17 protein-coding genes are annotated in these 22,010 nt (G+C 68.2%); 7 read left to right on the forward strand and 10 right to left on the reverse strand.

All coding sequences use genetic code 11. The annotated features are described in order from the left end of the window. Positions 1–4: 4 nt before the first annotated feature. The 6 genes from JWP65_RS03640 to JWP65_RS03665 all read right to left on the reverse strand — a co-directional run bounded on the left by JWP65_RS03640 (position 5) and on the right by JWP65_RS03665 (position 5,606). Entirely contained in the window at positions 5–709 is a 705-nt protein-coding gene (locus tag JWP65_RS03640; RefSeq protein ID WP_299760442.1) for an ABC transporter ATP-binding protein, read from the reverse strand. Further along, on the reverse strand, positions 702–1,547 hold the full coding sequence (locus JWP65_RS03645) for an ABC transporter ATP-binding protein (protein ID WP_299760444.1): 846 nt from the start codon (positions 1,545–1,547) through the stop codon (positions 702–704). The genes JWP65_RS03640 and JWP65_RS03645 overlap by 8 nt, the downstream gene beginning before the upstream one ends. Continuing rightward, a complete protein-coding gene (locus JWP65_RS03650; protein WP_299760446.1) occupies positions 1,544–2,527 on the reverse strand; it encodes a branched-chain amino acid ABC transporter permease in 984 nt (327 codons plus the stop codon). The genes JWP65_RS03645 and JWP65_RS03650 overlap by 4 nt, the downstream gene beginning before the upstream one ends. Further along, positions 2,524–3,399, reverse strand: coding sequence for a branched-chain amino acid ABC transporter permease (locus JWP65_RS03655; protein ID WP_299760448.1), 876 nt, complete (start codon positions 3,397–3,399; stop codon positions 2,524–2,526). The genes JWP65_RS03650 and JWP65_RS03655 overlap by 4 nt, the downstream gene beginning before the upstream one ends. Before the next feature lie 109 nt (positions 3,400–3,508). Next, positions 3,509–4,684 carry an ABC transporter substrate-binding protein gene (locus JWP65_RS03660; RefSeq protein ID WP_299760449.1) on the reverse strand — a complete coding sequence of 392 codons (1,176 nt, stop codon included), beginning with the start codon at positions 4,682–4,684 and terminating at the stop codon, positions 3,509–3,511. Positions 4,685–4,865: 181 nt separating this feature from the next. Continuing rightward, the gene (locus tag JWP65_RS03665; RefSeq protein WP_299760450.1) at positions 4,866–5,606 is read right to left on the reverse strand and encodes a GntR family transcriptional regulator; all 741 of its coding nucleotides are present in this window, start codon (positions 5,604–5,606) and stop codon (positions 4,866–4,868) included. Positions 5,607–5,770: 164 nt separating this feature from the next. On the opposite strand from JWP65_RS03665, the gene JWP65_RS03670 reads away from it, so the two are divergent. The 6 genes from JWP65_RS03670 (at position 5,771) to JWP65_RS03695 (ending at position 13,574) form a co-directional block, all read left to right on the forward strand. Continuing rightward, positions 5,771–6,814 (forward strand): aromatic ring-hydroxylating dioxygenase subunit alpha, encoded by a 1,044-nt coding sequence (locus JWP65_RS03670; protein WP_299760452.1) that lies wholly within the window; start codon positions 5,771–5,773, stop codon positions 6,812–6,814. Positions 6,815–6,823: 9 nt separating this feature from the next. Next, on the forward strand, positions 6,824–7,774 hold the full coding sequence (locus tag JWP65_RS03675) for a PDR/VanB family oxidoreductase (protein ID WP_299760454.1): 951 nt from the start codon (positions 6,824–6,826) through the stop codon (positions 7,772–7,774). A gap of 145 nt (positions 7,775–7,919) precedes the next feature. Beyond that, positions 7,920–9,032: a 5-methyltetrahydropteroyltriglutamate--homocysteine S-methyltransferase gene (locus tag JWP65_RS03680; RefSeq protein ID WP_299760456.1), complete on the forward strand. Its 1,113-nt coding sequence runs from the start codon at positions 7,920–7,922 to the stop codon at positions 9,030–9,032. 133 nt (positions 9,033–9,165) lie between these two features. Continuing rightward, positions 9,166–10,509 (forward strand): NADP-specific glutamate dehydrogenase, encoded by a 1,344-nt coding sequence (gene gdhA / locus JWP65_RS03685; RefSeq protein WP_299760458.1) that lies wholly within the window; start codon positions 9,166–9,168, stop codon positions 10,507–10,509. 113 nt (positions 10,510–10,622) lie between these two features. Then, on the forward strand, positions 10,623–11,678 hold the full coding sequence (locus tag JWP65_RS03690) for a response regulator transcription factor (protein ID WP_299760460.1): 1,056 nt from the start codon (positions 10,623–10,625) through the stop codon (positions 11,676–11,678). A 591-nt stretch (positions 11,679–12,269) separates the two neighbouring features. After that, positions 12,270–13,574, forward strand: coding sequence for a hypothetical protein (locus JWP65_RS03695; RefSeq protein WP_299760462.1), 1,305 nt, complete (start codon positions 12,270–12,272; stop codon positions 13,572–13,574). Here the strand turns inward: JWP65_RS03695 and JWP65_RS03700 are convergent. After that, on the reverse strand, positions 13,516–16,230 hold the full coding sequence (locus JWP65_RS03700) for a glycosyltransferase (RefSeq protein ID WP_299760464.1): 2,715 nt from the start codon (positions 16,228–16,230) through the stop codon (positions 13,516–13,518). The two genes, JWP65_RS03695 and JWP65_RS03700, sit on opposite strands and share 59 nt — an antisense overlap. Beyond that, the gene (locus tag JWP65_RS03705) at positions 16,227–17,624 is read right to left on the reverse strand and encodes an HlyD family efflux transporter periplasmic adaptor subunit (RefSeq protein ID WP_299760466.1); all 1,398 of its coding nucleotides are present in this window, start codon (positions 17,622–17,624) and stop codon (positions 16,227–16,229) included. Before JWP65_RS03705 ends, JWP65_RS03700 begins: the two co-directional genes overlap by 4 nt. Before the next feature lie 180 nt (positions 17,625–17,804). Between JWP65_RS03705 and JWP65_RS03710 the strand changes: the two genes are divergently transcribed. Beyond that, positions 17,805–19,307, forward strand: a complete 1,503-nt coding sequence (locus JWP65_RS03710) for a UDP-glucose/GDP-mannose dehydrogenase family protein (protein WP_299760468.1) — start codon at positions 17,805–17,807, stop codon at positions 19,305–19,307. 159 nt (positions 19,308–19,466) lie between these two features. Here JWP65_RS03710 and JWP65_RS03715 read toward each other — a convergent pair whose 3' ends face one another. Next, on the reverse strand, positions 19,467–21,017 hold the full coding sequence (locus JWP65_RS03715) for a SpoVR family protein (RefSeq protein WP_299760470.1): 1,551 nt from the start codon (positions 21,015–21,017) through the stop codon (positions 19,467–19,469). Continuing rightward, positions 21,017–22,010: YeaH/YhbH family protein (locus tag JWP65_RS03720; protein ID WP_299760472.1), on the reverse strand; the 994-nt coding region annotated here is incomplete at its 5' end. The genes JWP65_RS03715 and JWP65_RS03720, both read right to left, overlap by 1 nt.

Below are 22,010 nucleotides of genomic sequence, written 5' to 3' on the forward strand. Positions count from 1 at the left end.
GGTCTTATCGTGCCACACCGAGCAGCCGCTCCAGCAGTTCCGGCGCCTGGCGCAGCGACTGCGCGGTGTCGGAGTGCACGACCGTGCCGCGATCGAGCACCACGGCCCGGTGCGAGATCGCCAGGATGGCCTGCGGATGCTGCTCCACGATGATGGCCGACAGGCCTTCGTCGCGCGTGAGGCGGGCGATCGCCTTGAGCAGCTCGCTCACGATGATCGGGGCCAGCCCTTCCAGCGGCTCGTCCAGCAGCAGCAGGCGCGGGTTGACCACCAGCGCGCGGCCGACGGCCAGCATCTGCTGCTCGCCGCCGGACAGCTGGGTGCCCAGGTTGGTCTTGCGCTCGGCCAGCCGCGGAAACATCTCGTAGACGCGGCCCGGCGTGAAGCGGCCGGGCCGCTGCACCGCCGTCAGGTTTTCGTGCACCGTCAGTGATTTGAAGATGTTGCGCTCCTGCGGCACCCAGCCGATGCCGGCGGCGGCCCGCTCGTGCGAAGGCAGCTTGTGCAGCGCCTTGCCGGCCAGCGTGATGCTGCCGCCATGCTGGCGCGTGGCGCCGGCCAGCGTGTTGATCAACGTGGTCTTGCCGGTGCCGTTGCGCCCCAGCAACGCCAGCGTCCGGCCTTCGTCCAGCGAGAACGAGACGCCGTTCAGCACCACCGCTTCGCCATAGCCGGCACTCAGGTTCTCGACCTTCAGAAGTTCAGCCATGGATGTTTGTCCCCGAGTTTGCGGGCACGCCCGCTGCACTGCCCCCCGACGCGGCGCTGGCGCCCTGGGGCGGCCCGGCGGCCACTTCCTCGCCATGTCCCAGGTACACGGCCTTCACTTCGGGGTTGTTGGCGATTTCATCGGGCGTGCCTTCGGTCAGCACCGCGCCGTTGACCAGCACCGTCATCCGGTCGGCGAAGCTGAACACCAGGTCCATGTCGTGCTCGATCAGCAGCACCGAGACGTCGGCCGGCAAGGCGGCCACGGTCTGCAGCAGTTCCTCGCGCTCGCCGGCCGGCACGCCGGCCACCGGCTCGTCCAGCAGCAGCACGCGCGGCTCGCAGGCCAGCGCGATGGCGATCTCCAGCAGCCGGCGCTTGCCATAGGCCAGGTGTTCGGTGCGCTGGTTCATCACCTCCGTGAGGTGGAATTGCGCCAGCAGCTGCTCGCAGCGTCGCGCCACTTCCTTGCTGGTGCCCAGCGGCTTCCAGAAGCCGCCGCCCAGGCCCTTGTGCTGGGACACGACCAGGGCCAGCGTCTCCAGCGGCGTCAGCGGGTTGAACAGCTGGTTGATCTGGAAGGTGCGGACCATGCCGCGCCGCACCCGCCTGTGTGGCGCCAGGTTGGTGATGTCTTCGCCTTCCAGCACGATGCGGCCCTCGGTGGGCGGCAGCACGCCGGTCAGCAGGTTGATCAGCGTGGTCTTGCCGGCGCCGTTCGGGCCGATCAGCGCGTGGCGGGCGCCGCGGCGCACGTCCAGGTCGACGTTCTGCGTGGCGGTGATGCCGCCAAAGCGCTTGACCAGGCCCCTGGCCGACAGCACGATGTCGTCGCTCATTGCCCGCGTCCCCGCTTGAACCACGACTGCGGTTTGAGCAACCGATCCCGGCCGACCAGCACCAGCACCACCAGGAACAGGCCCAGCCAGAAGGTCCAGTACTGCGGCGTGATGGCCGACAGCGCATCCTGCATCAGCTTGAACACGATGGCGCCGGCGACACCGCCATACAGCCAGCCGGTGCCGCCGACCACCAGGATCAGCATCACGTCGGCCGAGCGGTGGAACTCGAACAGGTCGAGCGAGGCGAAGCCGGTGGTTTGCGTCAGCAGCGCGCCGGCGGCGCCCGCCATCGCGCCGGCGATGGTGTAGACCACCACCAGCCGCGCATTGACCGGGATGCCGATGGCCATGGCGCGCAGCCGGTTGTCGCGGATCGCCTGCAGCGTGAAGCCCAGCGGCGAACGGGCGATGCGGCGGGCCACCAGGAACAGCAGGAACAGCACCGTCAGCGAGTAGTAGGCGGCGGTGCGGCCGGCCAGGTCGAACGCGAAGGTGCCCAGCAGCGGACCCATCACCACGCCCTGCAGGCCGTCGGCGCCGCCGGTCAGCCAGTCGAGCTTGTTGGCCAGCTCCAGCATGATCAGGCCCACGCCCAGCGTCACCATCAGTCGCGTCAGGTCGGTGCCCCGCAGGATGGTGACGCTGGCCGCCGCCGCCAGCACGGTGCCGGCGACGATGCCCACGGCCAGCCCGAGCAGCGGGTCCGGCATCAGGTGCTTGGCGAACAGCGCCGCCGCATAGCCGCCGAAACCGAAGAAGGCGGCGTGCCCGAGCGAGACGATGCCGGTGTAGCCCAGCACCAGGTCCAGCGAGATTGCGAACAGCGCGACGATCGCCACTTCGTTGACGATGGCCGCGTGCTGCGGCAGCACCACCGGCGCCAGGAAGGCCAGGATCCAGAGCACGGGTTCCCAGGGCCGGATGCGGCTGTTGCGCAGCAGCGAGGCGCGCGCGTCGAGTCCGGCGGGCGCGCTCATGCCTTGCCACCGGTGCGGGTGAACAGGCCTTGCGGCCGCCACAAGAGGATGGCGATCATGAGGCAGTAGACGATGAAGGCGCCCATCTTGGGGATGTAGTACTTGCCGGCCACGTCGGCGATGCCCAGCAGCAGCGCGGCGACCAGCGGGCCGGTGATGGATGACGTGCCGCCCAGCGCCACCACGATCAGGAAATAGATCATGAACTTGAGCGGGAACTGCGGGTCGAGCCCCAGCACTTCCGCGCCGAGCGCGCCGCCTAGGCCGGCCAGGCCGGAGCCGAAGGCGAAGGTCGACAGGAACACGATGTTGACGTTGATGCCCAGGCCGGCCGCCACGCGCTGGTCGTCGACCGAGGCGCGCAGGCGGCTGCCGAAGCGGGTCTTGGCCAGCACGTACTGCAGCACGAAGGTCAGCGCCGCGCAGACCGCGATGATGAACAGCCGGTAGTGGCCCATGCCCAGCGTCCAGGGATCGCTGCCCAGCTCGGTACGGCCCTTGAGCCATTCGGGCAGCTGCACGATCTGCTGGGTGGAGCCGACGAAGAAGTCGAAGGCGGCGACCGCCATGAACACCAGGCCGATCGAAAACAGCACCTGGTCCAGGTGAGGCCGCTTGTACAGCGGGCGGTAGAGCGTGCGCTCCAGCACCGCGCCCAGCAGCGCCGCGCCGGCGAAGGCCAGCGGCAGGCAGACCAGGAACGGCACGTCGTAGCGCTGCATCAGCAGCACCAGGATGTAGCCGCCCACCATCGCGAATGCGCCGTGGGCCAGGTTGATGAAGTTCATCAAGCCCATCGTCACTGCCAGGCCGACGGCCAGGATGAACAGCAGCATGCCGTAGGCGATGCCGTCGAAGAGGATGGTGAGCATTTTTGAGCGGGGCTAGAGGCTGGGGCCTAGGGGGCTGGCTGTTTCCCTAGCCCTGGTCCCTGGTCCCTGGTCCCCAACCCTGTGCGAGGCGAGCGGATGCGCGCCGAAGTCACTTCGTCTTGCCCGGGTCCTTGACGTCCTTGATCACGTCGAACTCGACATTCCACAGCTGGCCGTCCTTGTTGCGTTCGACCTTGCGCAGGTAGATGTTGTGCACCACGTCGCGGGTCTGCGCGTCGATGAACATGGGGCCGCGCGGACTCTCGAACAGCTGGCCCTTCATGGCTTCGAGCAGCGCCGTGCCATCGCCCTTGCCGCCGGTCTTCCTGGCCGCTTCGTAGATCACGCGCATGCCGTCGTAGCCGCCCACGGCCATGAAGTTCGGGCGCAGACCCTTGTTGGCCTTGCCGAATGCGTCGACGAACTTCTTGTTCGCTGCCGACGGGTGCGCCGCCGAGTAGTGGTGCGAAGTCACCACGTTCAGGGCGACGTCGCCCATGTCGTTGAGCTGGTCGTCGTCGGTCACGTCGCCGGTGCCGATCAGCTTGATGCCGGCCTTGTCCATGCCGCGCTCGCCGAATTGCTTCATCACCGCGGCGCCCGCGCCCGACGGCACGAACACGAACAACGCATCGGGCTTGAGGTCGCGCACCTTTTGCAGGAATGGCGCGAAGTCGGGGCTGCGCAGCGGCACCCGCAGCGCCTCGACGACCTGGCCGCCGTTGAACTGCAGGCGCTCCTTGAAGAACTTCTCGGCATCGATGCCCGGGCCGTAGTCGGACACCAGGGTCACGACCTTCTTGATGCCGTTCCTGGGCGCCCAGTCGGCCAGCGCCACCGATGCCTGCGGCAGCGTGAAGCTGGTGCGCACGATGTACGGCGAAGCCTGGGTGATGCTGGAAGTGGCGGCGGCCATCACCACCAGCGGCGTCTTCGACTGGGTCGCCAACGGGGCGACGGCCAGCGCGGACGGCGTGATGCCCATGCCGGCGATGACGTTCACCTTGTCGTTGACGATCAGTTCCTGGGCCAGGCGGCGCGTCATGTCGGGCAGGCTGGTGTCGTCCTTGACGATCAGCTTTACCTTCTTGCCGGCGACGGTGTCGCCGTTCTGCTGCATGTACAGGCGGGCGGCGGCCTCGATCTGACGGCCGGTGGTGGCCTGCGGGCCGGTCATCGGCAGGATCAGGCCGATCTTGAAGACGTTGTCTTGTGCCACGGCGAGGCCGCTGGCGCCGATCAGGCCGAGGGCCAGGGCGGTCTGGAGGACGGTTCTCTTGTGCATGGCGGTCTCCTGGTTGTGGACAGGCGGCACTGCACGGCGCTGCCTGCGAAAGCTTCGGTGCGCATTCTGGACGCATGGGCCCCGGGCGCAAAGCCCCGCAGGCCCTCTACCAGTTATGCGGCACCACGATAACGTGCAGCCGGTGACGGACAGCAGGTCAGGCCCACCATTCTAGGGTGACTCATCGGTGACGAATCAGCCGCACCCCGGGCAGCTGGTGCAGGTGCGGGCTTTGCACCGCCTCCCGCAGGTTGCGCTGGGCGATGCGCGAGTGCTCGCGCATGATGGCTTCGGCCCGCCCGCCTTCGCGCCGCTCGATGGCGTCGAGCACCTGGCGGTGCTGGTCCTGCGCCACGATCAGCATGTCGCGCGCCTGCGGCGAATTGGACTGCATCACCACGAAGCCCGAGGGAGAGGCGAACGGCAGGCTCACCACCCGCTCCAGCTCGCGCGAGATCAAGCCGCTGCCGGCCATCTCGCTGAGCAGCAGGTGGAAGCGCCGGTTCAGCGTGACGTAACGCAGGAACGCCTCGTCGTCCAGCGCCGGCTCCCGCAGCACCGCATCGACTTGCGCCAGGCATTCGCGCGCCTCGGCCAGAACCACCGCCGCCACGCCACGCTCGGCCGCCAACCGCGCCGCCAGCCCTTCGACGGTGCCGCGCAGCTCGATGGCGTCGGAGACGTCGCGCTCGGAGAACGTGCGCACCGCATAGCCGCCGCTGGGCAAGCCCTCCAGCAGGCCTTCCTGCTCCAGCCGCATCAGGGCGGCGCGGATCGGCGTGCGCGACACCTTTAGGCGCTCGACGATCGCGAGTTCGGCGATGCGGGCACCGGCCGGCAACTCGCCGGCCAGGATCATCTCGCGCAGTCGCAGTTGCGCCTTGACGGCCTGCGAGCCGCCGATTTCGGGATCGGTGTTCATTCAGCTCTTCCTGTATACAGTCCAGTCGTCTTGCTTTGCGGCATCCGCCTTGCCTCTCCACTGCGGAGCAGTGTTGACGCGCGAAGCACAGCAGGGCAATTGTATACAGAGCGTATTTCATAAAGCATAATTCGTGCATTCTCTCCCCACTTTGCTGAACCACCATGTTTCCCAAGAACGCCTGGTACGTCGCCTGCATGCCCGACGAGATCGACGAAAAGCCGCTCGGCCGCACGATCTGCAACGAGAAGATCGCCTTTTACCGGGGTGACGGCGGCCAGGTCGCCGCAGTGGAGGACTTCTGCCCGCACCGCGGCGCGGCGCTGTCGCTGGGCTCGGTCTGCGAAGGCAAGCTGGTGTGCGGCTACCACGGCCTGGTGATGGGCTGCGACGGCAAGACGGTGGCCATGCCGGGCCAGCGGGTCGGCGGCTTTCCCAAGATCCGCGCCTATCCGGTGGCCGAGAAGTACGGCTTCGTCTGGGTCTGGCCAGGCGACGCTGGCCTGGCCGACGTGGCCAGGCTGCCCAAGCTGGATTGGGCCGAGAGCCCCGACTGGGCTTACGGCGGCGGGCTGTACCACATCCAGTGCGACTACCGGCTGATGGTCGACAACCTGATGGACCTGACGCACGAGACTTACGTGCACACCACCAGCATCGGCCAAAAGGAAATCGACGAGACGCCGGTCACCACCAGGACCGAAGGCGACCACGTGATCACCAGCCGCTTCATGGACAACGTGATGCCGCCGCCGTTCTGGAAGGCCAACCTGCGCGGCAACAACCTGGCCGACGACGTGCCGGTGGACCGCTGGCAGGTCTGCCACTTCGAGCCGCCCAGCCACGTCATGATCGAGGTGGGCGTGGCGCACGCCGGCAAAGGCGGCTACGACGCCGACCCAAAAGACAAGGTTTCCAGCATCGTGGTCGACTTCCTCACGCCCGAATCGGAGACCAGCATGTGGTACTTCTGGGGCATGGCGCGCAACTTCAACCCGCGCGACAAGGCGCTCACCGCGCAGATCCGCGACGGCCAGGCGAAAGTGTTCGCCGAGGACATGGAGGTGCTCGAGGCGCAGCAGCGCAACCTGCTGCGCTACCCCGAGCGGCGCCTGCTGATGCTGAACATCGACGCCGGCGGGGTCCAGTCGCGCCGTATCATCGACGGCCTGATCGCGGCCGAGCGGCCGCAGCAACTCGCAGCCTGAGAGAACAAAATGATTGAAGTGAAAGTCCTGCGCAAGCAGCAGGAAGCCGCCGGCATCGCCAGCTTCGAACTCGCCCGCGCCGACGGCGCCGCCCTGCCCGGCTTCAGCGCCGGCTCGCACATCGACGTGCAGGTGCCGGGCGGGCTGACCCGCCAGTACTCGCTGTGCAACGACGCCGGCGAGCAGCACCGCTACCGCATCGCCGTGCTGCGCGACCCCGCCTCGCGCGGCGGCTCGGTCGCCATGCACGACGCGATCAAGGAAGGCGACACCCTCCAGATCAGCGAGCCGCGCAATCACTTTCCGCTGGTGCACGCCAAGCGCACGCTGCTGTTTGCCGGCGGCATCGGGGTGACGCCGCTGCTGTGCATGGCGCAGCGGCTGGCCGCCATCGGCGCCGACTTCACCATGCACTACTCGTCCCGCTCGGAAGACCGCACCGCCTTCCGCCAGGAGATCGCCGCCTCGGCCTTCGCCCAGCGGGTGCAGTTCCACCACGACGATGGCGACGCTGGTCAGAAGCTCGACCTGCGCGCGGCGATCGGCCAGCCCGACCCCGGCACCCACCTGTACGTGTGCGGCCCCACCGGCTACATCGACTTCGTCGTCAAGACCGCCAAGGACCTCGGCTGGGCCGGCGAGAACGTCCACCTCGAATACTTCGGTGCCGCGGCGCAGGACACCGGCGGCGACCGCGCGTTCCGGGTCAAGGTGGCCAGCAGCGGCCAGCTGGTCGAAGTCGGGGCCAAGGAGACGGTGGTGCAGGCGCTGGAAAAGCACGGCGTGACCATCCTCGTGTCCTGCGAACAAGGCGTCTGCGGCACCTGCATCACGCGCGTGCTGGACGGCGAGTGCGACCACCGCGACCTGTACTTCACCGACGACGAAAAGGCCAAGAACGACCAGTTCACGCCTTGCTGCTCGCGCGCCAGGAGCGACGTGCTGGTGCTGGACCTCTGAGACCGACCTTGTCATTGCGGGCTCGAGCCGCAATCCAGTCCGGCGCCCGATCGAGCGCCGCCTGGATCCCGGGTCAAGCCCGGGATCACAGCCATGCGGCCACGCATAAACTATTCCCTTCCCGCCAGACCCGAGGACCAACAACATGATGCAACTCCCCGCCCGCTACGACCACGTCGGCAGCTTCCTGCGCCCCCAATCCCTGCTGCAGGCGCGTGCCCAGAAGGCGCGCGGCGAGATCACGCCCGAGCAGCTGCGCACGGTGGAAGACCAGGCGATCACCGAGATCGTGAAGTTCCAGCAGGACGTCGGCCTCAAGAGCATCACCGACGGCGAGTTCCGCCGCACCTACTTCCACATCGACTTCCTCGAGCAGCTCGGCGGCGTCAAGACCGACATCCCGGTCACCATCCGCAAGCCTGACGGCACCGAGGAACTGGCGCCTCCGGTGATCCGCGTGATCGACAAGGTGACCCACGCCAAGGACATCCAGAAAGCCGATTTCGAGCACCTCAAGTCGCAGGTGGCAGCCGGCTTCACGCCCAAGGTCACGATCCCGTCGCCGACCATGCTGCACTTTCGCGGCGGTCGCGCCGGCATCAGCAAGGACGCCTACCCGGAGCTGGACCCGGCCTTCTACGACGACGTGGCCAAGGCCTATGGTGACGAGCTGCGCTCCCTGTTCGAAGCTGGTTGCCGCTACGTCCAGATGGACGACACCAACCTGGCCTACCTGTGCGACGAGAAGATGCGCGAAGCGGCCCGCCAGCGCGGCGACGACCCCAACGAGCTGCCGCACCGCTACGCCACCTTCATCAACAAGGTGGTGGCGCAAAAGCCCGCCGGCATGCTGCTGGGCATGCACCTGTGCCGCGGCAACTTCAAGAGCACCCACGCCGCGGCCGGCAACTACGAGCCTGTGGCCGAGGCGCTGCTCAAGGAAATGGACATCGACGCCTACTTCATGGAGTACGACGATGCCCGCTCCGGCGACTTCCGCCCGCTGCGCTTCCTGCCCAAGGGCAAGACCGTGGTGCTGGGCCTGGTGACCACCAAGTTCGGCCAGCTGGAAGACAAGGACGCGCTGAAGCGCCGCATCGACGAGGCTGCCAGGTTCGCGCCGATGGAGCAGCTGGCCTTGTCGCCGCAGTGCGGCTTTTCCAGCACCGTGCACGGCAACAACATCGCCGTCGAAGACCAGCGCAGCAAGCTGCGGCTGGTGATCGAAACCGCCCAGGAAGTCTGGGGCGACAAGTAACGGCAGCGGCGGGAAGGGACTCAACGGGGCAGGCCAGTCGCGCCGCCCAGGTGCGAACCTTTGTCGTATGCACCAAAGTCATGCATGACTTCAGGCAAAATTTGCATCTTCCCGTCATAAGAACCTTCCCGCAGTGAAATACCAGAGCGCGCACGATTTCCTGGCCCATGTGGCCACCCGCAATCCCGGCCAGCCGGAGTTCCTGCAAGCCGTCAGCGAGGTGATGGAGAGCCTATGGCCCTTCATCGGCCGCAATCCGCGCTATGCCGAACACGGCCTGCTCGACCGCCTGGTCGAGCCGGAACGCATGATCACCTTCCGCGTCTGCTGGGTCGACGACCATGGCGACGTGCAGGTCAACCGCGGCTTTCGCATCCAGCACAGCTCGGCCATCGGCCCGTACAAAGGCGGCCTGCGCTTTCACCCGTCGGTCAATGCCTCGATCCTGAAGTTCCTGGCCTTCGAGCAGACCTTCAAGAACGCCTTGACCACGCTTCCCATGGGCGGCGGCAAGGGCGGCAGCGACTTCGACCCCAAGGGCAAGAGCCCGGGTGAAGTGATGCGCTTTTGCCAGGCCTTCATCAGCGAACTGTTCCGCCACATCGGCTCCGACACCGACGTGCCGGCCGGCGACATCGGCGTGGGCGGCCGCGAGGTCGGCTTCATGGCCGGCATGATGAAAAAGCTGAGCAACCGCGCCGACTGCGTCTTCACCGGCAAGGGCATGGCCTTCGGCGGCTCGCTGATCCGCCCGGAAGCCACCGGCTACGGCACCGTCTACTTCGCGCAGGAAATGCTGCAGCGCACCGGCCGCTCGTTCGACGGCCTGCGCGTGAGCGTCTCCGGCTCGGGCAATGTCGCTCAGTACGCGATCGAAAAGGCGATGGCGCTGGGCGCCCGCGTGGTCACGGTGTCTGACTCCAGCGGCACGGTGGTCGACGAGGAAGGCTTCACCACCGAGAAGCTGGGCGAGCTGATGGAGGTCAAGAACCACCTGTACGGCCGCGTGAGCGACTACGCCCAGCGCACTCGCAGCCAGTTTCACCCGGGCCTGCGCCCCTGGGGCGTGAAGGTGGACGTGGCCCTGCCTTGCGCCACCCAGAACGAGGTGGACGAAGAGGACGCGCGCACGCTGGTCAGCAACGGCGTGCTGTGCGTCGCCGAAGGTGCCAACATGCCTTCCACGCTGAAGGCGGTGGAGGTGTTCGAAGCGGCCCGCGTCCTGTTCGCGCCCGGCAAGGCCAGCAACGCCGGCGGCGTGGCCACCTCGGGCCTGGAGATGAGCCAGAACGCGATGCGACTTTCCTGGCCGCGCGAGGAGGTGGATGCCCGCCTGCTGCTCATCATGCAGGGCATCCACGCGGCCTGCGTCAAGCACGGCGAGCGCGAAGACGGCTCGATCAGCTATGTCGACGGCGCCAACGTGGCGGGCTTCGTGAAAGTGGCCGACGCGATGCTGGCCCAGGGCGTGACCTGAGTTTTTGGCTCAGGCAAAACCTGAGCTTTTTGGCTCAGGGCAAAACCTGAGCTTTTTCGCGGCGAACTGAGAGCGCCCGGGAATCGCGGCCGTTTCCAAGTGAATAATGCGGCATGGCAGCAGTGTTGTTGATCGAGGATGACGACGCCCAGCGGTTCGTCGCAAGTTTCGCCCTGAAAAAGGCGGGCCACGCCGTGGAGGAAGCCTCCGACGGGCCGCAAGGTGTGGCCAAGGCCCGCGCGAGCCGGCCGGAGGTGATCGTCTGCGACGTGATGATGCCCGGCATGACGGGCTACGAAGTCGTGGCCACGCTGCGCGCCGACCCGCACCTGGCGACGGTGCCGATGATCCTGCTGACGGCGATGTCCGACCGCAAGCACATGCGCCAGGGCATGTCGGCCGGCGCCGACGACTACCTGACCAAGCCCTACCGACCTGACGAGCTGTGCGAGTCCATCACCTCGGTGCTGGCGCGCCGCCAGGTGCAGCAGGAGGCCTTCATGAACTCGATGTCGAACGTGGTCGAGGACGCGCTCGAGCAGCAAAAGGAAAGCCTGGGCAAGCAGTACGAAAGCCGGCTGATCACGGAGATCAACGCCCGCTGGACCCGGCGTGCCAACCAGGACGGCGACGTCGTCTACGGCTCGGCCATCGTGCTGATGGCCGACCTGATCGGCTCGCTGCAGGCCGAGCCCAGCGCCGACGTGCCGCAGCTGGTGCGCCAGGTGCAGCAGTCGGCACGCGACACGCTCTACCTGTTCGGCGCCGCCCACGTCATCCCGTTCGGCACCGAGCTGATGGCCGTGTTCGCCGGCGACGAAGGCACGCTCACCACGCCGCCCGAGCTGCGCGCGCTGCGCGCCGCCTTCGCCCTGACCAAGGCCGCGCCCAAGGAGCGCCAGCCGGTGGTGGCGCTGCACGCCGGCCCGGTCACCCTGGTGGCCGTGCACGACGAACTGCATGGCGACCAGGGCCACACGCTGGCCCCGGGCGAGTCGATCACCTGCGTCTCGGCCCTGCGCGAGCTGGCCGGCAGCAGCGGCTGGCGCGTCGGCGCCTCGCAGGCGCTGGCCGATTCGCTCGACAAGCTGATGACGACCGGACGCAAGAGCGTCACGCGGCGCGGCGACCCCGCCGTCGAGGTGCTGCCGGCGACGGCGCTGGCATGAGCCCTCAGGACCGCCGGCCGCGGTCCTTCGCGTTCTGCGCCTCGCTGTTGGCGCGCGCGGCCTGCCATTCGGAATCGCTCCAGCTGCGCGGCCCGTAGAAGTTGCCGCCTCGGCCAGCGCCTTGCCGCCGCCCGTCATGATGCTCTGCGCGGTGAGCCTGTCGCACCGCCCCGGCGCCAGCGCCTCGACCATGTCCTGCACCGCCTGGGCCACCCGGATGTCGACTTCGAAGGTGGCGATCGTGCGGTCCGGAAAGCGGTCGCGCCATTCGGCCGCGCTTTCGTCGCAGACCGCCCGTGCACCGGCCGCGGCTGGAGACGTCGGCGCCCAGCGCCAGGAAACGCTCGGCCATGGCCCTGCCCAGGCCGCTGCCGCCGGTGCCGGTGCCGGTGTCCGTGCCGGTGCCGGTGCCGGTGCCTGTGCCTGTGCCTGTGCCGGTGCCGGTGCCGGTGCCGGTGCCCAGGATGCGCTGGCCTCGCATCAGGTTGGATCGGTGTCTCCTTCTTGCATCCAGGCCGCGCCGCGGCCCCCGCGGGATGCAGGGCTGGCATAGCATTGAGTGCCAATTCATCAGGAAGCCCGAAAAACACCATGCAGCGAGCCACGCTCAAGATCTGCGCGCGCGCCGCGATCGCCCTCGCCGCCGCCGCTGCCTTCACCGGCGCCAATGCCCAGCAGGTGCGGCTGCGGCTGGCGGCCAGCCTGTGCAGCAGCATGACGGGCCAGGTGCTCACCAGCCAGCAGGTGCCGCCGCTGTCGTCCAGCGCGCCGGCCGGCAGCTCGGTCAACGCGGCGCTGGCCGACCGCATGGAGCAGCAGCGTGACAGCTACTTCGCCCGGCTCGATGCGGTGGTACCGTTCAAGGGCTTGTATGCCACTGGGATGACGGACCAGTCGTTCGCCCCCAACGAGGGCGGCCGCTACAGCTTCGGGCTGGAATGGGAGCTGTACGACCAGGGCCGCGGCGAGGCACGCCGCACGCTGGAGCGCCTGAAGCTGGAGAGCAAAACCCACTACGTGCAGCTGCTGCGCGACATGGAGCAGCGCCAGCTGCAGGAAAACCTGCTGGCGGTGGAGCAGATGCGCAACAAGCTGCTGGCGTTGCTGTACCAGCGCGAGGCCGGCGCGATCCGCCCGGTGCTGGAGCGCCGCAAGCAGGAGCTGGCCGCCGGCCGCGCCACCCGGGGCGACGTCGCCGAAGTCGAATACAAGGCCGAACGGGCCGCGCTGCGGGCCCAGCACTACACCGGGCTGGGCGACGTGCTGGTCTATCCGCAGGCGCAGGAGCTGATCAACCAGATCGAGGACGTGCAACTGCAGCCGGACGCCGAACTGCTGGAGCGCGCCGTGGCCCGCTCGGCCGACTTTCGGCTGCAGCAGCTGCTGGCCGAGCGCAACCGCTTCCTGCCCTCGGTCAAGGACAACACCTCGGTGCGTCTCTACGTCGAACGCTCCAAGGATTTCGAACGCGGCCCGTACACCGTGGCCGGCGTGCGGCTGCGGGTGCCGATCGGCAACGACGAGGTGCGCGACGCCGTCGCCGCCGCCAGCCAGGGGATGTTCCAGGACCAGCAGGATTCGATCCGCGCGGCGCTGGCGCAAAAGCTGGCGCTGCTGTCGGAGCGGCTGCGCCTGAAGCAAAACGACATGCGGCTGCTGCAGGCGGAGAACCGCATGGTGCGGCAAAAGGCGGAGCTGGCCTGCTACCGTCTGGACCACCCGATCTCCAGCCTGCCCGACTCCGACCGCGACGTCGAGGAGCTGACCTTGCGGCTGCACGAGCTGCAGCGCGAGATCCTGACGGCGCGGCTGGAGGTGCTGGACGTGCTGACGCAGGTCAGCGCGCTGGTGAAGCCGCGCCAGCCGCAGGAGCTGTATTCGCTGCGCGCCCATTGACCAGGTTGCCGGGCCCGTCCGGCGGCGCCCAGCGCGCGTTGCGCGGCGTGATGTAGACCTGCGGCCAGGGGTGCTGCGGCGGCAGCGCGAAGCGCACCTCGTCCACCCGGTTGTGGTGGGCGTAGCCGCCGTGGAAGTTGATGTCCACCGCGCTGTCGATGTTGCGCAGCTGGTTGTGCGAGGCGCTCCACTGCAGCGCGATGTGGCGGATGCCGCGCACCGTGCAGCCTTCCACCATGCCGCGGTGGCTGCGCGCGATGCGCAGGTAGCCGCTGCCGCCCTCGCCCTTGTTCCAGGCGCCGTCGATCAGGCAATTGCGCACCAGGAAACCGTGGCTTTGCTCGATGTTCAGCGGGTGCCGGCCGGCCGCTCGGATCGCCACGCCGTCCACCACCGCGTCTTGCGTCCACATCAGCGAGATCGCGTCCACCGCGAAGTCCGGCTCCAGGTTTTCGTAGCGGTGCGCCACCGAGCCGATGGCGCGCTCGCCGGCGCGCTGCTCGATGCTGAAATCGGCCAGGCGCACGCCGCGCACCGGCCGCACCTGCATCACCTGCGTGGTGCCGGTGTCCAAGGCGGTGCCGACGGGTTCGGCCAGCCTGACGACGTCGCCGGCGGCGCCTGCCACGCGCACCAGCGCTTGCCGCAGGTACGGATACTCGCGCCGCCACTGCTCGCTGCCCAGGGCCCGGAACAGCTTCTCGTCGTTCGGCTGGCGCAGCCACAGCAAATCACCGGCCGCCGGCTGCTGGCCGCCTGACAACTGCAATTGCGCCTCCTGCTCGCCGGCCGGGCGCGCCAGCGAGCCCAGCCGCGGGCCGGGCGCGCCTTCGATGCGGAACACGGCCGGTTCCGGCTTGCGCAGCCACGAGACGATGCGCGTGCGGTCGGCGCCGGCGCCGGTGATGCTGACGTCGTCGCGGCGGATCACCAGTGGCCGGTGAAAGTCCAGCTGGCCGGCCGGCAGCCGCAGGCGGACGGGGCCCGGCGGCGCCGATTCGATCAATGCCTGCAACGCGGCTGCGTCGTCGCGGCCGTCGTCGGCACGCACGTCGGCCAACGCCGCGAGCGGCGCCGGCGCGGCATTTGCAGCGGCCAGCATGGCGGCGGCCGCTGCATGCGCGTGGCGCTGCGCCGCGAACAACTCGGTGCCGGGCAGCCGCAGCGCACTGTGCCCGAGCAGGATCACCAGCGCGAAGGCGACGTACGCCACCAGCATGCGGCCGGTGGGCACCAGCCGGCGTGGCCAGCCGCCGCTCGCCGCGACGCGCTGGTTGGCCTTGCCCTTGCTCCAGTTCTGGTCGGCCAGGTGGTGCCAGGCGCGGATCTTGACCAGCGAACCGACCCACTGCGTGTACAGCATGATGGGAATGGTCCGCAGCGTCACCGGGTGCCCATGCCAGGCGATCACCACCAGCTGCACGCTGCGCACCGCCACCGCCCAGGCCACGTAGAGCGGGAGGTACAGCGCGGACTTGGTGATGGCCAGCACGCTGGCGCCGGCGATGCCGACCAGCGAGGTCCACATCGACAGCCGCTGGTCGAGCAGCACCAGCCAGATGAACCAGCCGGTGTGGCCCGGCCCGAGCGCCAGCGCGCGCGGGTTGTTGCGCAGGGTGTTGCCGAACCAGCGGTAAGGCAGCGAGATGCTCGCCTGCAGGAAGGAGGCCTGGCGGCTTTCCAGCGAGACGCAGGTGACGTCCGGCAGGTACAGCATGCTCCAGCCGCTCTTGAGCACGTGGAACCAGGAGCTTTTGTCGTCGCCCATCAGGAAGCGAAAGCGCCCGTGCAGCCAGTGCTCGATGGTGTCGTTCTCGATCAGAGCGAGGAAGTCTTCGGCCACCACGATCGAGGTGCGGAACACCGAGAAACGCCCGGTCAGCGTCAGCACCCTGTGCGACAGGCTGTGCGACTGGAACAGCACCTGCCGCAGCCCGAACTTGAGCCGGAACCAGTCGCGGTACCAGGCGCCGCCGGCGGGCAGGTAGACCTCTTCGTTGGTCGTCACCGCGCCCAGGTCGCGGTAGGCCATGAAGAACGGCAGCACCCGCCGCAGCGCGCCCGGCTCCAGCCACGAGTCGCCGTCCATGAACACGGTGACGCTGTCGGCTTCGTGGTCGTAGCGGCGCGCCACCGCGCGCAGGGCGTGGCCCAGGGCAATGCGCTTGCCCTGGCTTTGCCGCTGGCACACCACCTCCACCTGGCCCAACGCGGCGTGGCCGCGGCAGGCCGCGCCAACCACGGCCTCGTCCTGGTCGCTGCCCAGCGCCACCACCACGGTCGCCTTGCAAGGCAGCTCGGCCAGGTTGGCCAGCAGCGCCTGCATCGCGGAGGCGCTGACCCACGCCTCTTCCAGGTACGAAGGCACGACCACGAAGATGCGGCTCGGCCAGGCGCGGCCGGCGGCGGCCTGTTCGGCGGCGGCGCGCAGCCGTGGGTAATGCCAGCCGGCATACCAGGCGGCGCGCAGGTAGTGCGTCAGCTGCCAGCCGTAGCGCCAGAGCGCGAACAGGCTGAAGGCGAGGATCACCTGCGCGTGCATGCCGTGCAGCACCCCGCGGCCCCACAGCAGGAAAGCCAGGGCCGCGCCGCCGAACAGCAGCAGCGGCGGAATGGCGCTCAGGAGCGCGTGCGCCCTGCCCGTGCCATGGCTCATGACCACGGCAAGGCGGGGTTGCGGATCCAGACGTTGACACGGGCGTTGGCCGGCAGCCGCACCTTCGGGTCGTCGAACTCCAGCTTGACCAGCGTCTCGTCGGCGCCCACTTCCTGCGTCACCACCGCCGCGGCGCTGGCCGCGGCCAGGCCGACCGCCGCCACCGTGGCCGGGTACTGGCGGTCTTCGAACGGCACGTAGATGCTGGCCGGCATGCCCAGTCGCAGCTTGAGCGCCGAGTCGTTCGGCACGCGCAGCAGCACGCTGGGCGTGACGTCGGCCTCCAGCAGCACCACCGGGTCCTGGGCCGAGACGAACTCGCCCGCCTGCTTGTCGACGTGGTAGACCTTGCCGCGCACCGGCGCCCGCACCACCAGCTGGGCCTCCTGCCGTGCCAGCAGCACCTTCTTGGCCGCCAGGTCCAGCCGCAGGCGGCTGACGACGTCGCTGTTTTCCAGGCTCTGGGTGCGGCCCGCGCCCTCGGCCACCTGGCGCAGGTAATTCACCTTGGAGTCCTGCACCTGGTTGGACACCATCAGCATGTCGCGCTGGGTGATGGCGCCGGACTCCAGCAGGCGCTGGGCGTTGGCCAGTTCGCGCTCGTGCTCGCCGATGTCGCGCCGCAGGGAATGGAGCAGACCGGCCTCGGCCGAGCGGCGGGCCCCGGCCAGCCGCGCCTGCTCGGCGCCGAGATGGGCCACGTGCTGCTCCAGCGCCTCGATCTCGTTGCGCAGATTCGGGCTCTCCACGGCGAACAGGGGCGTGTTGGCCTCGACGCGCGCGCCGGGCTGCACCAGCAGGTGGCCCACCCGCCCGTCGTGGTTGGCCGTGACGCGGGCGATGCTGCCGCTGACGAAGCCGGTGCCTTCGAGCTGGTAGGTCAGGTTGTAGTACAGGATGCCGCCAGCGACCGCCAGCACCGCCAGCCCGGCCAGCGCGCTGCCCAGCAGCCGCGCCGCGCGTGGGCCGGCGGCGGTCACCGGACCGGGCCGCAGCGACAGCGGCGCCACCGGCTGGCTCGCCGCCGGCGCCAAGGCCGCCACGGCGACGATGTCGTCGACGTCGCCCAGCTTGCCGTCCAGGGACAGCTCGATGTAGTGCCGCAGCAGCCGCCGCGTGCGGTCGGACAGGTCGTGGAACTCGAAGCCGTGCACGCTGCCATGGGTGCTGCGGTAGATCAGCTCCACCGGGATCAGCAGCGTCGACTCGAGCAACGGGAAACTCAGGCGCGCCGGGACCACGTCGCCCTGGTTCGGCGCGAAGGCCAGTTCGCCCAGGCCGACGCCGGTGGTCGACCAGTCGCTGGCCGCGTAATTCCTGCCATCGATCTCGACGAACAACGGAATGGCCACGCGCATTGCCTTACGCGGCAGGTTCGCTTCACGCGACATCATGGCTGATCCTCCTTTGTGACAGAGCCCATGGTCACAAATGCAACGAGATGAACGGCACCGCCATTCGCCTGACCACTCGTAGGAACAGTCCTACGCGGCTACAAGCAGTGTCGGCAAGACGGTGCCGGGGAGCCCCCCCTACTCTCATGGCTATTCGCATGCGCAAAGGGAGAGGATGCAATGAACGTCACGATCGTCGGGACCGGCTACGTGGGGCTGGTCACCGGTGCCTGCCTGGCCGAACTGGGAAACAACGTCTTCTGCCTGGACCTCGACCAGACCAAGATCCGGCTGCTGAACGCGGGCGGGATCCCGATCCACGAGCCGGGACTGGAGGAGATCATTCAGCGCAACGTCGAGGAAGGACGGCTGCAGTTCTCTTGCGACGTGGCGGCCAGCGTCGCCTTCGCCCAGGTGCAGTTCATCGCCGTCGGCACGCCGCCGGACGAGGACGGCAGCGCGGACCTCAAGTACGTGCTGGCGGCGGCCCGCAACATCGGCCGCCACATGGACGGCTTCAAGCTGATCGTCGACAAGTCGACCGTGCCGGTGGGCACCGCGCAGAAAGTGACGGCCGCGGTGCACGAGGAACTGGCGGCGCGCGGCCTGGGTGATGCGCAATTCTCGGTCGCCAGCAACCCGGAGTTCCTCAAGGAAGGCGCGGCCATCGACGACTTCATGCGGCCCGACCGCATCGTCCTCGGCGTGGAGGACAACGCCGGCGGCAGGCGCGCGCTCGCCCTGCTGCGCGAGCTGTACGGCCCGTTCAACCGAAACCACGAGCGCACGCGCGTGATGGACGTGCGCAGCGCCGAATTCACCAAGTACGCGGCCAATGCCATGCTGGCCACGCGCATCAGCTTCATGAACGAGCTGGCCAACCTGGCCGACCGCGTGGGCGCCGACATCGAGCTGGTGCGCCAGGGCATCGGCTCGGACCCGCGCATCGGCTACAGCTTCCTGTACGCCGGCACCGGTTACGGCGGCTCGTGCTTTCCAAAGGACGTCGACGCCCTGTGCCGAACGGCGCTGGAACACGGACAACCGCTGCAGGTGCTGGACGCGGTGCAGCGCGTGAACCACTCGCAAAAGCGCGTGCTGCTGGACAAGATCTTCGCCCGCTTCGGCCGCAGCCTGGCGGGCCGCACCTTCGCCGTGTGGGGCCTGGCCTTCAAGCCGGGCACCGACGACATGCGCGATGCGCCCAGCCGCTCGATCATCGCGGCATTGCTGCGCGCCGGCGCGCAGGTGCGCGCCCACGACCCGGTCGCGCAGGAGCAGGCCGCCCGCGCGCTTGCGAGCGACCTGCAGGACGACCGGGAACTGCTGCGCAACATCACCTTCGTGGCCACGCCGCTGGATGCGGCGCAGGGCGCCGATGCGCTGATCGTTCTGACCGAGTGGAAGAACTACAAAAGCCCGAACCTGCGGGCCTTGAAGAACGCGCTGCGCTCGCCACTTGTGCTCGACGGCCGCAACCTGTACGAGCCGCACGCGATGGCCGCGGCGGGCCTGACATACGTCGGTATCGGCAGGAACAACCTGGCGCTGCTGGCGCAGGCGGACCGGCTGCCGACACTGGAACACGCCAGCGAGGCCTCGGCGGCAATGGCGCAGGCTGCGACCGAGGCCGTGCTGGCGGGAGTGGCAGCGCAGGCGGGGCGGTCGCAAGGGGCGGCTTAGGCCAGGCGGTGGAGCACCCCCTGTCATTGCGGCCTGCAGCCGCAATCCAGATGGCGCTAGCGCAACGGCCGCCTGGATTCCTGGGTCGAAGCCGGCAGGACACCCGATCAACGCCTGCCCTGCCGCTGGATCCCCGCCTTCGCAGGCAGACGGGCCTGTTCAGTGCTGGTGCATGGGCGGGGTCACCTCCCAGTGCTGCATCACCCGCTCGTGGGCATCCACGCTTTCGAGCCGCACCCGAAAGCCCCACAGCCTGGCGACGTGCTTGACCACCTCCTCGGCGCTGTTGTCCAGCGGGCGGTCGTTGTGGCGCACATGCCGTAGCGTCAGCGAGCGGTCGCCTCGGGCGTTGACGTTCCAGACCTGGATGTTCGGCTCGCGCCAGCCCAGGTCGTGCTGGCGGGCCAGCGACTCGCGCAGGCGCCGGTAGCCGTGGTCGTCGTGGATGGCCGCCACTTCCAGTTCCGACTGGGCGGCGTCGTCGACCACGGCGAACATCCGCAACTCCCGCATCAGCTTGGGGCTGAGGTACTGGCCGATGAAGCTCTCGTCCTTGAAGTGGCGCATCGCGTAATCGAGCGTCTTGACCCAGTCGCTGCCGGCGATGTCGGGGAACCAGGCGCGGTCCTCGTCGGTGGGGTCGGTGCAGATGCGCTTGATGTCCGAGAACATGGAAAAGCCCAGCGCATACGGGTTGATGCCGCTGTAGGCCGGGTGCGTCACCGGCGGCTTGAACAACACGTTGGTGTGCGAGCTCAGGATCTCCATCATGTAGCCGTCGGCCAGCTGGCCCTCGTCGTACATGGTGTTGAGCAGCGTGTAGTGCCAGAACGTGGCCCAGCCTTCGTTCATCACCTGCGTCTGCCGCTGCGGGTAGAAGTACTGCGCCACCTTGCGCACGATGCGCACGATCTCGCGCTGCCAGGGCTCCAGCAGCGGCGCGTTCTTCTCGATGAAGTACAGGATGTTCTCCTGCGGCTCCTCCGGAAAGCGCCGGGTTTCCTTCTTGGCCTGCTTGCCGGCCTTGGTGGGCAGCGTGCGCCACAGGTCGTTCACCTGCTGCTGCAGGTACGACTCACGGTCCTTGCGGCGGATCTCTTCCTCCACCATCGAGATCTTCTGCGGCCGCCGATAGCGGTCGACGCCGTAGTTCATCAAGGCATGGCAGGCGTCCAGCGTCTGCTCGACCGCCTCGATGCCGTGGCGCTCCTCGCATTCGGCGATGTAGGCCTTGGCGTAGACCAGGTAGTCGACGATCGAGCTGGCATCCGTCCACATGCGGAACAGGTAGTTGCCCTTGAAGAACGAGTTGTGGCCAAAGCACGCATGCGCCATCACCAGTGCCTGCATCGGCATGGTGTTCTCTTCCATCAGGTAGGCGATGCAGGGATCGGAATTGATCACGATCTCGTAGGCCAGCCCCATGTGGCCGCGCCGGTAGTTCTTCTCGCTGGCGATGAAGTGCTTGCCGAACGACCAGTGCCGGTAGTTCACGGGCATGCCGACCGACGCATAGGCGTCGAGCATCTGTTCGGCGGTGATCAGCTCCAGCTGCGCCGGGTAGGTGTCCAGGCCGAACCGCTCCGCCGTCTTGCGGATGGCGTTGAAGTAGGTCTCGATCAGATCGAAGTCCCAGTCCGACGGATTGGGCAGCCGATTGGCGGGGACGTCCGCGGCCGTGACGCCGGGTTCGAGGAGCGACTCTTGCATCAGGCCACCGCCGGATTCTTCTTGAACAGCTCGCGAAAGACCGGGAAGATCTGCGAAGGCGTGCAGATCTTCTGCATGGCGAACTGCGGGTTGGCGTCACGCACCCGCGTGTACTCCTCCCACAGGTTCTGGTCTTCGTCGGCCACTTGCACATACGCGTAGTAGCGCACCAGCGGCAGGATCTTGTGCTCCAGCAATGCGCGGCACTTGGACGAGTCCTGCTGCCAGTTGTCGCCGTCGGAGGCCTGCGCGCCGTAGATGTTCCACTCGCTTCCCATGTAGCGGGCCCGGATGATGTCGTTCATCATCGTCAGCGCGCTCGACACCACCGTGCCGCCGCTCTCGGTGGCGTGGAAGAATTCCTCTTCCGTGACTTCGGCAGCCTGGGTGTGGTGCCGGATGAACACCACCTCGGTCTTTTCGTAATGGCGCGAGAGGAACAGGTACAGCAGGATGAAGAAGCGCTTGGCCAGGTCCTTGCGCGATTCGTCCATCGATCCGGACACGTCCATCAGGCAGAACATCACCGCCTTGCTGGTGGGCATCGGCTCGCGCACGCGGTTGCGGTAGCGCAGGTCGAACGGGTCGAGGAAGGGAACTCGCTTGAGGCGCTCGCGCAGCTCGGCCACCTGTTTGCGCAGCACCTCCACCTCGGGCGGCGGGCCTTCGGCGCGGCGCTCCAGGTCGGCCAGCTGCTCCTCGGCGCGCTTGAGCTCACGGCGCGGGTCGCCGCCCATCGCAATGCGGCGCGCCAGGCCCACGCGCATGGAGCGCACCACGTGCAGGCTGGTCGGGTTGCCCTCGGAGACCACGCCGGCGCGGCGCACCTTCCACTCGGGCACGTCCGCCAGCAGCTGGGTGCGGATCATGCGGGGCAGCGCCAGGTCGTCGAAGAAGTAGTTCATGAACTCTTCGCGGGTGATGCGAAAAGTGAAGTCGTCCTCGCCCTGCCCATCCTGTGAAGCGCCTTGCCCGCCCGACCCACTGCCGCCG

Source organism: Ramlibacter sp., assembly GCF_028292805.1.
Lineage (GTDB): Bacteria > Pseudomonadota > Gammaproteobacteria > Burkholderiales > Burkholderiaceae_C > Ramlibacter.